The sequence below is a fragment of the Gammaproteobacteria bacterium genome (assembly GCA_016765075.1).
GTDB lineage: Bacteria > Pseudomonadota > Gammaproteobacteria.
Genome location: JAESQP010000088.1, coordinates 1 through 11,693 on the forward strand (window position 1 = coordinate 1; position 11,693 = coordinate 11,693).

The window sequence follows — 11,693 nt, forward strand, 5'->3', positions numbered from 1 at the left end:
AGCCACCTGTGCAATCACTGGAGCACCACCGGTACAGGTACCACCACCCATACCTGCGGTGATAAATACCATGTCAGCACCTTCGATAATTTCAGCGATACGATCACGATCTTCCAACGCTGCCTGGCGACCCACCTCAGGGTTAGAGCCTGCGCCCAAACCTTTTGTCAAGCTATCGCCCACTTGTAGAATCGTTCTCGCTTGAGAATTTTTTAATGCCTGTGCATCAGTATTAATGCAAACAAAATCGACTCCATCAATATCAGCAGTCACCATATGCTCGACCGCGTTACCGCCGCCGCCGCCAACACCAATGACTTTAATTACCGCATTTTGGTTATGTGCATCTAATAATTCAAACATCGCCTCTCTCCTCATTATTTAAACCCATTACAAACTTTAAAACAGAACCAGGAACCTGCCGGACTTAGGACCGATCTACTGCGGGCAAGCCATTTTGGTCAGATTTCTCGATCCTTTTCGTCAAATAGCTATGGCTATTCTCCTCAAACGATCAAAAAACCTGCCTCAAAATGACTCCCCCTCGCTACGATCACCTAAATCCGACAGGCTCCTAGTAATTACCTTGAAACCAACTTTTAACTCGACCCCAGAGTGCTCGCGACCTACCTCTATGTGCATCCACCCTGCCCTCGCTCCTTTCGTTACTACCAAACAGGAGCAAACCCACTCCTGTCGCATAAATTGGATTACGTACGACATCTACCAAACCACCCTCATACTGCGGCGAGCCAAGACGCACGGGCATATGAAAAATCTCTTCTGCCAACTCAATCAAGCCTTCCATCTTCGATGACCCACCCGTCATCACAATCCCGGCAGCCACCAGGTCTTCATAGCCGCTGCGCCTAAGCTCTGCTTGCACTAAAGTAAGTAACTCTTCATAACGTGGCTCAACTACTTCAACTAACGTTTGGCGCGACAAACGCCGCGGCGGCCTATCGCCAACACTAGACACTTCGATAGTTTGGTCTTGGCCTGCTAATTGTGTTAGCGCACAGGCATATTTAATTTTGATGTCTTCTGCATTAGGCGTTGGCGTACGCAATGCAATGGCAATATCATTGGTGACTTGATCGCCAGCAATAGGAATGACCGCTGTATGTTGAATGGCGCCATCGGCAAAGACAGCGATATCAGTGGTGCCGCCACCGATATCGACCAAACACACGCCCAGCTCACGCTCATCATCTGTTAGTACGGCATAGCTTGATGCTAGTTGCTCAAGAATCACTTCATCGACCTCAAGGCCGCAACGACGAATACACTTAATGATGTTTTGTGCGGCGCTGACAGCGCCCGTCACTAAGTGTACCTTTGCCTCAAGACGAACACCTGACATACCAATAGGCTCACGAATGCCTTCTTGATTATCAATGATATATTCCTGTGGCAACACATGTAATATTTTTTGGTCAGCAGGCACTGCAACGGCACGCGCCGCATCAATCACGCGCTCAACATCACCTGTCACCACCTCTTTATCTTTAATGGCGACAATGCCATGTGAATTCAGACTTCTAATATGGCTGCCTGCAATGCCTACATAAACAGAGTGTATTTGACAGCCCGCCATCAACTCAGCTTCTTCTACAGCACGTTGAATTGACTGCACGGTAGATTCGATGTTAACCACCACGCCTTTTTTTAGCCCGCGCGACGGGTGTGAGCCAACACCGATAATTTCCATCTCATCGCTCTCGTTGATTTCGCAGACAATCGCGACAACTTTAGAGGTGCCGATATCAAGTCCAACTATCAGATCTTTTTCTGTTCGCTTTGACATAGCTAAAAAACCAGCCCTCCTATTTGCCCCACGGTTTTCCCTACTGCTTGGCTACCAATCGACGCTTGCTGACAAGCATCTGGCCTATGACATTCTTCAGCACCAGATCGTCGCTGCCATTGCACAGCTATGCCAGTGTCATAACGCATATCTATTGTCGCTAGACTGGCATTAGCCTGGCTGCTCGCTAGTTCACGATACAAACTAGCTAACCGCTGCATGCGTTGACTGACATTTTCACGCCCAAGCATCACAATCTGACCATCATGAAATTGCAATTGCCATGACCCACGCGCGGTATAGGCAAGCCTGGTCAATTGCACATCAATATCTCGCAATAAAGCACGGGTAGTTTTGTACTGATCAGCAACTTGTTTTTCGCTACCCTTTGGCCCTAGCAACAATGGCAAACTTATATCAATGGACTCTATGGCTGGATAAAATGACTTGCCACTACGGTTCAATAATCCATCATCACCCCAACGCGCCAAAACACTTTGTTCTTTAACATGGACAAACACCGTATCAGGCCATATTTTACGTACCATCACAGCCTCTACCCAGGGCATTTCAACCAAGGTATGCTTAATATTTTCAACATCTAACTGAAAAAAACCACTACCAATAAAAGGCATGATAGCGGCTTGTACATCTTCGGGAGAAACATATTTAAAGCCTCCCTCTACATTAACTTTAGTGATAGGAAAATTGTCTGTATCGCCTAACCACCGTACTGTCGCCACAACTAACGTCACGACTAATGCCGTACCAGCAACGGTCATCAGCACCGAACCATAGCGTTTAGCTTTCGCCACGGTACTGACCTTTTTACGATTTTGCTTGCGTCGTTTAAAAGCCACTTGCTAGCCCCGATCCAACACACATCGCACCGACTGACGTATCAATATATTCATCACCAAAGCTGGTATCGAGTATGCGCATTACCAACTCATTAAACTCAACACCAGCGGCTTTAGCGGCTTTCGGCACAAGACTATGGCCTGTCATACCTGGCACAGTGTTCACTTCAATCACATAAGGCTGGTTTGATTGATCACACATAATGTCTACGCGTGCCCATCCACTAGCGGCCACTGAATGGAATGCCTGCAAAGCAAGACTTTTTAATTCTTGTTCTTGCTCAGGACTCAACCCACATGGGCAGCGATAACGTGTGTCATCACGCTGATATTTCGCCGCGTAATCATAGAACTGATTGCCGGTCTCAATCTGGATTACCGGTAAGGCGCTATCTTCTAATATAGCAACGGTATACTCCGCACCCTGCACCCATTGCTCTATTAATATTTCATTATCAAAACCCGCCGCCATATCAAGCGCCGCAGCTAACGCATCAGCATTTTCAACCTTACTCATACCAAAGCTAGAACCTTCATTGGCTGGCTTGACGATGACTGGGAATGTCAATGATGCCGCTAATAAACTGGGGTCGGTTTCATTCTCTGTACTGAGCGCAATAAATCGCGGTGTAGCAATACCTTTTGCTAACCATAACTGTTTACTTCTTACCTTATCCATCGCAATAGCGCAGCCAAGCACCTGGCTACCGGTATAAGCAACACCTATCGTTTCCAGGTAACCTTGGATCGTGCCATCTTCACCACCACGGCCATGCAACATAATAAAAACACGGTCAAATTGATTGAGTACAGCTAAAGAGTCATACTTTGGATCAATCGCTTCGACATCAACACCATTGGCATTCAACGCATCTAGCACAGCCCTACCACCATTCAGTGACACTTCACGCTCAGTACCATTACCGCCAAATAGTACTGCTGTTTTGCCGTACTCTATGGCATCACGCACTATGGTCTCACTGGCACGTAAGGTGGCAAATAGTTCACCCGCCATGCTCACCCCCTTTTTCACCAACAATCCTAACCTCTGGCTGCAAGCGAATACCATGATCACTAAATACTTTGCCAGCAACATCAACAATGAGTTTTTCGATATCTGCAGCACAGGCGCTGCCATCGTTGACAATGAAATTGGCATGCTGCTCTGACACGCTAGCACCACCAATGCGATGGCCTTTTAAGCCACTGACTTCAATTAGGCGTGCGGCATGATCATTTACTGGATTACGAAACACCGAACCGCAGCTTGGCTGCGACAGGGGCTGTGAGTCTGCTCGTTGCCGTAATAGCTGTTTTATCTTTTGGCTGCTGACCTTAGAATCACCTGCAGCAAAGGCAAATTGTGCAGCAACAAACCACTCTTCACGAGCACTGACAACACTGCGATAATCAATTTCAAAATCAGCAGGCGTGCGGTGATGACGTTGGCCATAACGGTCTATAGTTTCAACCGATACCACCTTAGGCCAGGTTTCCCCACCATAAGCACCCGCATTCATTGCCAGAGCACCACCAACCGTACCAGGAATACCAGCAAAAAACTCAGCACCAATTAAGCCATGCTTGACACAAAAACGCGCTAATTTTGCACAACTGACACCTGCCTCAACGGCTACCACGTCATTAGCCAATAATTGCATTTTGTCCAACACACCAAAGAGGGCAATGGCGGTGCCATGCAAACCACCATCTCTAACTAATAAATTGCTGCCTAAACCTATCCAATATAGCGGTTCGCTTGGCTCTGTTTGGCGCAGAAAATTCGCTAAATCATCAATATCCGCAGGCTGATAAAAACGATCTGCCGTACCACCAACACGCCAAGAAGTATGTCCCTGCATCGGTTCATCCAACCTAAGCTGACCACGCAATGGAACATGATCTAATATAGCCATCATGCCGAACATTCCTTTAACCGATGAGGAAGCTCTGACACCATGTAACCTATGTCCCCAGCACCAAGCGTCAAAATGAGGTCATCATCTACCAATACGTTGTTAAGCGTCGCCACCAATTCATCCATATTTTTAACCAGTATTGGATCAACGCCACCGCGCGCGCGAATACTACGACAAAGATCACTGCTATTTGCACCGCTAATCGGCGCCTCACCAGCAGAATAAACTTCAAGCAACAACAACACCTCAGCATCGGCAAGCACACGAACAAAATCATCAAACAAATCATGCGTCCGACTATAGCGATGTGGCTGAAATACTAATACCAAACGTTGGTTAGGCCAGCCTTGCTTAACTGCGTCAATACTCGCGCGCAGTGCTGTCGGGTGGTGGGCATAATCATCCATCATCAGCACTTTCCTGCTACCAACAGCCATCAAACCATATTGCTGTAAACGGCGACTAACACCTTGGAATGTGGACAAAGCCTCTTGCATTACATCAAGCGATACACCTAACTCGTAGGCCACCGCTATCGCACCTAATGCATTTAACACATTATGCTTGCCTGCCATATTTAACTGAACATCAAGCAAGTCTACTGCCGATGGCAAAGCAACCTTAAAATAAGTCGTGTTACCTACTTGGCGTAATTTACTTGCCCTGACCTGGGCTTCATCATGAAAACCATAGGTCAGAATAGGCCGCTGTATATCATCTAAAATTTCAGCTATGACAGGATCATCAAGACAAACAACGGCGAGACCATAAAAAGGCAGGTGATGAAGAAACTCGACAAAGGTGTCACGCAAACGAGAAAAATCATTGCCATAGGTAGACATATGATCATGGTCGATATTAGTTAATACCGCCATCATCGGCTGCAAATGCAAAAAAGAGGCATCGCTTTCATCCGCCTCGGCAACTAGATAACGTCCACTTCCTAACTGTGCATTGGCACCAATACTATTCAACTTGCCACCAATGACAAAGGTGGGGTCCAAACCTGCTTTGGCTAATATGCTAGCAACAAGACTGGTGGTGCTGGTCTTTCCGTGCGTGCCAGCAATGGCAATGCCATAACGAAAACGCATGAGCTCTGCCAACATCTCAGCACGCGGCACAATCGGAATGTGTTGTTCATGCGCATAAACAAGTTCAGGGTTGTCAGTGCTCACTGCTGTTGAAGTAATAATGACATCGCAATCCTTTGCATAAATCGCATCATGCCCTTGCTGTACTTGTATTCCCAAACCAGATAGGCGCTGCACCATGCTATTCACAGACACATCAGAACCTGTCACCTGATAACCAAGGTTATGCACGAGTTCGGCAATACCACCCATACCGGCACCACCAATACCAACAAAGTGCATATGACGAATTCGCCCCATCACTGGCAACGATGCCAGTGATGCTGATACGCCGCGTTCAAATTTAAGTCTGGAAGTCATCGCCTTAACCACGTAGTGCTTCTTCTAAAAACGCATCGGCAACTTGCTTTGCAGATTCTGGTAACGCTAATTGTCGTGCCTTCATCGCCATATCACATAAGACTTCACGCTTGTTTTGTGCATCCGCCACAAATTGATCAAGCACAACTTTAAGCTTATTAATGGTCAAATCATTTTCATGAAACAAATAGGCTGCACCAGCCTCAACTAAATACTGTGCGTTGCGAGTTTGATGATCGTCCACCGCATAAGAATAAGGCACAAATACAGCAGCAAGACCCGCTGCAGCGATCTCCGAAACCGTTAACGCGCCTGACCGACATAGCACCAAATCAGCCCAAGCATAGGGTTCAGAAATATCACCAAAAAAAGCAGACACATCAGCCTCCACTTCATGCTCATGATAATGTGCCTGTGTTAGCTCAAAGTGACGCTCGCCAGTTTGATGCCTAACTAATGGCCTGTCTGCAAGTGAGAATTGTTGTAACAGCTTAGGCACAATAGTGTTAAAGATTTGAGCACCTTGACTGCCACCAACAACCAATAGGCGCAAGGGCCCTGCTCTACCAACAAAACGATCAGCCGGCGATTCAATCTGACAAATACTAGATCGAACTGGATTACCAACTGATACAGCATGATAACGGCGCGGGAAGCTGCCCGGAAAAGCTTCAAATAGTCGTTTCGCTAAGGGTGCCAATAAACGGTTAGTTAATCCTACAACCGCATTTTGCTCATGCACCAAAAGAGGCTTACGTAGCAACCATGTTACGAGGCCGCCTGGTCCTGCGACAAAACCACCCATGCCCAGGACAGCCATCGGGCGATGACGTAACAACACAACGGCCGCCTGCATCATCGCCAAAGCAAGGCGAAACGGGGAGAGGAGTCGTTTCGCCAATGACTTCCCGCGCAAACCGGAAATCGAAATCCACACCACAGGAATGCCTGCAGCGGGCACTAAACGGGACTCGATACCCTCTCTCGTCCCCAACCAAATTACTTCGGCACCACGCGCCATCAACGCATCAGCGACGGCAAGGCCAGGGTAAACATGCCCACCCGTACCGCCCGCCATAATCATCACGCGTATTACCACTTTCGTGGCCTCATTTCTTGGCTTTTTTGGCGCATTTCATAGTCAGCTCGTAGCAATAAAGCACAACAAATACAGGCCACCAAAATACTGGATCCGCCGTAACTCATTAGCGGTAAGGTTAAGCCCTTTGTTGGCAAGACACCCATATTGACGCCCATATTGATAAACGCCTGCATACCAAACATTAAGGCGATTCCGTAGGTGAGGTAAGCAATAAATGGCATCGATAGTATTTGGCATCGATAGGCAACCCGAAAACTACGTAAGACGATATAACCAAAAAGACCGATAACAATGAGCACAGAAACCAAACCAAGTTCTTCTGCCATGACTGCAAAGAGAAAATCTGTATGTGCTTCAGGTAAAAATGATAGCTTTTGCACACTGCCACCTAAACCAACACCAAACCAACCACCGCGACCAAAAGCAATCAGCGCTTGAACTAACTGAAAACCACTATTAAAAGGGTCTTGCCAAGGATCAAGAAACGAGGTTAATCGAGCCAAACGATAAGGCGAATAAACGGCTAATGCACCGAGACTTGCGCCAGCAATTAACAACAAAACCAGGAACTGATAAAGCCTAACACCAGCCAAAAACATCAAAGCAAAGACAGAAATCGCCAATACCACTACCGAGCCAAAATCTGGCTCGAGCAATAACAACACAGCAAAAACAATAAAAACCGCCATGGGCTTAATAAAACCTTGCATGACATCAGCTAACTGTTTTTGGTGATGCGCTAAATAACCTGCCAAATAAAGCAAAAATGCTAGTTTGGCGAACTCCGAAGGTTGAAAACGGATAATAAACAAGTCAATCCAGCGTCGAGCACCGTTCACCGTCACACCAATGCCCGGCACTAGCACCAAAATAAGCGAAATAAAAGCTACGACCAACAACCATGGCGCAACCTTCTCCCACAGGCTCATTGGGATTTGAAAACAAATATAGGAAACGATCAACGCCACGGCTAACAAGCTGATTTGTCGAATCAGAAAATAATGTGCATTACCTGTCTGATGTTCGGCAATACTTAATGATGCCGAGGCCACCATAACAATGCCTAAACCAATAATGACGGCCATTGACATCAAGAGTGATAGATCAATAGCCGCAGTTGGCACAACATTAACCCTACCTTTAATACGACGTCGCGTTTTCTCCGCCGGTCGCGTTTGCGTCGCAACACTCATTGCAAACCTCGCGCAGCATTAGCAAAAGCATTGCCACGTGCTTCATAGTTAGCAAACATATCGAGACTGGAACAGGCTGGCGACAACAATATCGTGTCACCCTCTTCGGCACAGGAAAATGCTTTGCTAACAGCTTCATCCATATCAGCAGCGCGCACTGTATTCACTATCCCGTTTAACAGCGACTCGATCTTGGCTGCAGCCTTGCCTAAGGTAACGACTGTCTTAACCTTCGCAATCACAACATCGCGTAAGGGAGATAAGTCTGCACCCTTCGCATCACCGCCTGCAATCAATACAATCGGTGTATTAACAGATTTAATCGCTGCAATTGCTGCAGCAACATTTGTCCCTTTCGAGTCATTAATAAATCGTCTTCCGTTAACGATAGCCACCACTTCACAACGATGCGGCAAACCAGAAAATGTTTGCAACGTATCAAGCATTGCCATCTCAGACAAACCTAACACAGACCCCATTGCCAATGCGGCTAGTGCATTCGAAAGGTTATGCTCACCCTTGATAGCGAGCATTGAAATTAATAATAAATTGCGCCGCCCATGGGCGAGATATCTCTCACCATCCACCTCACGAATGCCAAAATCCGCATCGAATACCGGCTCAGCCAAAGAGTAATTAATGGCTCTTTCTGACAAATTCTGCGACATTAAAGGCAAAAATTGTTGCGCACTAGCAATAAAACTATTATCAACAACTGGGTGTGCACAACCTTCGTAGATACTGAATTTGGTTTGCGCATACGCCTGCATAGAAGCATATCTATCCATGTGATCAGCGCTAACATTTAACACCACCGCAACCTCAGTTTTTAACGATGAAACCAAATCAAGCTGAAAACTCGACAGCTCTAGCACATATAACTCTGCATCATCATCCAGTAGGTCGAGCACAGGAGTACCAATATTGCCACCTACAGCTACTTTGGTGGTATTAGCAACTACCATTTCGGCTAATAAAGTCGTCACCGTGCTTTTGCCATTAGACCCAGTAATCGCTACGACTGGTGCAGCCACATAACGACTGAACAATTCGAGATCACCAATAATACGTTTACCCGCCTCGCGCGCCATCTGTATTTCAGGCGCATCTAAAGCAACGCCTGGGCTAACAATAATCTCATCCGCTGCATCAAACAACGCCTGATCAAAACCACCAAGAGAGCAAACAATGTCGGGGAATAATTGGCGTAAATTGGCACTGTAAGGCGCAATATCACGACTGTCTGTCACTGCAACGCAGCGCCCTTGTGCGCTTAAAAAACGCACGCAAGACCAGCCCGTAACACCCAGGCCGACGACTAAAGACAAGCCAGCAGCGTTGCTTGATGACGCCATCATCTGCGTCTCTTTCCCGATATATTCATCGGCATATTTTTGGCTCTCAGGCATTGTTTGTATCGTGCGCATCGTTTCACCGTAGCTTCAATGTCGACAGGCCAATTAAGACAAGAATCACAGTGATAATCCAAAACCGCACAATAATTTTGGGCTCTGCCCACCCTTTTAGTTCAAAATGATGATGTAAAGGCGCCATAAGAAAGATACGTCGCCCGGTCAATTTAAATGATGCGACTTGCAAAATGACGGAGACAGTCTCCATGACAAAGACACCAGCCATAATTAAAAACACTAATTCTTGTCGCGCAATTACGGCAATCGTGCCCAAGGATGCGCCTAAGGCAAGGGCACCGACATCACCCATAAAGACTTGCGCGGGATAAGTGTTAAACCAAAGAAAACCGAGGCCAGCACCAATTAATGCACCACAAAAGACTGTAAGCTCACCAACACCAGGAATAAATGGAAAACCGAGATAACCAGAAAAATTTATGTTGCCAATAATATAAGCAAAAATACCCAACGCTGCGGCAACCAGAACGGTAGGCAGTATGGCAAGCCCATCAAGCCCATCAGTGAGATTCACTGCATTGCTACTACCAACAATGACAAAATAGGTAAGCACAACAAAGCCCCAACCAAGTGGAATAGCAACATCCTTCAAGAAGGGAACAAGTAATTCTGTCTCTGCCGCATGACTGGCGTTATAAAACAAAACAAGTGCAGCCAATAAAGCGACTACGGACTGCCAAAAGTATTTACTTTTAGCCGAAATACCCTTGCTGTCACCGAGAATTACTTTTTTATAATCATCAACAAAGCCAATCATGCCAAAAGCTGCAGTCACCAAAACTACTGTCCACAATTGATGATTTCCAAGGTCTCCCCACAACAAAGCACTGAGTATCACCGCAATCAAAATGAGCGTACCACCCATGGTCGGCGTACCTGCTTTAACCAGGTGAGTTTCGGGACCATCATCACGAATCGGTTGGCCAATAGATCGATTGGCTAGTTTTTTTATAACATAGGGGCCTAACAAAAATGAAATAACTAAGGCCGTCAACACTGCCATCACACTGCGTAAAGTCAAATATTGAAAAACGCCAAAGGGACGATAAAATTCGGTCAGATATTCGGTTAAATAGAGCAACATGGCCGTATCGCCTACCTCACCACAGACAGGGTTGGCTGATCAAGGAGCCTCTGATTAAGTCTGGGCGAAAAAGGTTGAGGTTCAAAATGTTCAAATTCGAGGCGTGGATCGCACGTAATAGTTGGGCTATTACGAAGATTCACAACGAAGTACCCCAAGGGCATGTAAAAGTTGAATATTTTGGACTCAAGATTTTCGTTCATGACTTAATTAGAGGCTCCTTAACGGTATCTGCTACCAATGCTGCAACAACGCGTTCCATGCCTGCACTACGTGATCCCTTAACTAAAATCGTGTTAGCCTGACAAGCACAAACGCTATGCAAATCAGTAATTAAATCATTAATTAACGCAAGCTGACTTGTATAATGCTTTGCCCCTTCACCAAATGCGTTAACGGCATGGGCACTTAAGGGGCCAACAGCGTAGAGTTGGTCAATTCCGTATTCTTTAGCAGTTCGCCCTGCATGCTGATGCAGAGCGATTGTATCTTCACCCAGCTCTGCCATATCACCCATAACAACTATTTTTGCCCCGGACAATGTAGCCAACATTTCTATGGCTGCATTAAGCGATACCGGATTAGCATTGTAGCTATCATCAATAACTGACCATTCACCAATGCCTTTTCTAATCTGCATGCGCCCTGAAACAGCTTGCATTGCCGCCAAACCACTAACAATATCTGCCACAGGAATGTCCACCGCACAGGCAACAGCAATAGCCGCCAACGCGTTCTGCACATTGTGGCGGCCAGCCAAAGCCAGCTGAATATCGATCACGCCATGTGGAGTTATCACATCAAAACAAGTTTTCCAATCTCCGCCTTCCAATGAACTAAGCAA

At 46.4% G+C, this 11,693-nt stretch carries 11 protein-coding genes; all 11 read right to left on the minus strand.

The features are described 5' to 3' along the window. Positions 1-363, minus strand: a 363-nt coding sequence (locus JKY90_05175; protein ID MBL4851656.1) for a cell division protein FtsZ, incomplete at its 3' end; no start/stop codon positions are given. 211 nt (positions 364-574) lie between these two features. Continuing rightward, positions 575-1,807 (minus strand): cell division protein FtsA, encoded by a 1,233-nt coding sequence (gene ftsA / locus JKY90_05180; GenBank protein ID MBL4851657.1) that lies wholly within the window; start codon positions 1,805-1,807, stop codon positions 575-577. A 2-nt stretch (positions 1,808-1,809) separates the two neighbouring features. Beyond that, the gene (locus tag JKY90_05185; protein ID MBL4851658.1) at positions 1,810-2,667 is read right to left on the minus strand and encodes a cell division protein FtsQ/DivIB; all 858 of its coding nucleotides are present in this window, start codon (positions 2,665-2,667) and stop codon (positions 1,810-1,812) included. Continuing rightward, positions 2,657-3,682: a D-alanine--D-alanine ligase gene (locus tag JKY90_05190; GenBank protein ID MBL4851659.1), complete on the minus strand. Its 1,026-nt coding sequence runs from the start codon at positions 3,680-3,682 to the stop codon at positions 2,657-2,659. The genes JKY90_05185 and JKY90_05190 overlap by 11 nt, the downstream gene beginning before the upstream one ends. After that, positions 3,672-4,586: a UDP-N-acetylmuramate dehydrogenase gene (gene murB, locus JKY90_05195; GenBank protein ID MBL4851660.1), complete on the minus strand. Its 915-nt coding sequence runs from the start codon at positions 4,584-4,586 to the stop codon at positions 3,672-3,674. Before murB ends, JKY90_05190 begins: the two co-directional genes overlap by 11 nt. Further along, a complete protein-coding gene (gene murC, locus JKY90_05200) occupies positions 4,583-5,980 on the minus strand; it encodes a UDP-N-acetylmuramate--L-alanine ligase (GenBank protein ID MBL4851661.1) in 1,398 nt (465 codons plus the stop codon). The genes murB and murC overlap by 4 nt, the downstream gene beginning before the upstream one ends. Positions 5,981-6,044: 64 nt before the next feature. Beyond that, on the minus strand, positions 6,045-7,124 hold the full coding sequence (gene murG, locus JKY90_05205; protein MBL4851662.1) for an undecaprenyldiphospho-muramoylpentapeptide beta-N-acetylglucosaminyltransferase: 1,080 nt from the start codon (positions 7,122-7,124) through the stop codon (positions 6,045-6,047). 8 nt (positions 7,125-7,132) lie between these two features. Then, entirely contained in the window at positions 7,133-8,335 is a 1,203-nt protein-coding gene (gene ftsW / locus JKY90_05210; GenBank protein ID MBL4851663.1) for a putative lipid II flippase FtsW, read from the minus strand. Further along, the gene (locus tag JKY90_05215) at positions 8,332-9,690 is read right to left on the minus strand and encodes a UDP-N-acetylmuramoyl-L-alanine--D-glutamate ligase (protein MBL4851664.1); all 1,359 of its coding nucleotides are present in this window, start codon (positions 9,688-9,690) and stop codon (positions 8,332-8,334) included. Before JKY90_05215 ends, ftsW begins: the two co-directional genes overlap by 4 nt. Before the next feature lie 76 nt (positions 9,691-9,766). Next, positions 9,767-10,849, minus strand: coding sequence for a phospho-N-acetylmuramoyl-pentapeptide-transferase (locus tag JKY90_05220; protein MBL4851665.1), 1,083 nt, complete (start codon positions 10,847-10,849; stop codon positions 9,767-9,769). 199 nt (positions 10,850-11,048) lie between these two features. Continuing rightward, positions 11,049-11,693, minus strand: a 645-nt coding sequence (locus JKY90_05225) for a UDP-N-acetylmuramoyl-tripeptide--D-alanyl-D-alanine ligase (GenBank protein ID MBL4851666.1), incomplete at its 5' end; no start/stop codon positions are given.

Coding starts and splice junctions, on each gene's coding strand:
- ftsA (MBL4851657.1), bottom strand. CDS start 1,807: ATGTCAAAGCGAACAGAAAAAGATCTGATAGTTGGACTTGATATCGGC.
- JKY90_05190 (MBL4851659.1), bottom strand. CDS start 3,682: ATGGCGGGTGAACTATTTGCCACCTTACGTGCCAGTGAGACCATAGTG.
- murB (MBL4851660.1), bottom strand. CDS start 4,586: ATGATGGCTATATTAGATCATGTTCCATTGCGTGGTCAGCTTAGGTTG.
- murC (MBL4851661.1), bottom strand. CDS start 5,980: ATGGGGCGAATTCGTCATATGCACTTTGTTGGTATTGGTGGTGCCGGT.
- murG (MBL4851662.1), bottom strand. CDS start 7,124: ATGATTATGGCGGGCGGTACGGGTGGGCATGTTTACCCTGGCCTTGCC.
- ftsW (MBL4851663.1), bottom strand. CDS start 8,335: ATGAGTGTTGCGACGCAAACGCGACCGGCGGAGAAAACGCGACGTCGT.
- JKY90_05215 (MBL4851664.1), bottom strand. CDS start 9,690: ATGGCGTCATCAAGCAACGCTGCTGGCTTGTCTTTAGTCGTCGGCCTG.
- JKY90_05220 (MBL4851665.1), bottom strand. CDS start 10,849: ATGTTGCTCTATTTAACCGAATATCTGACCGAATTTTATCGTCCCTTT.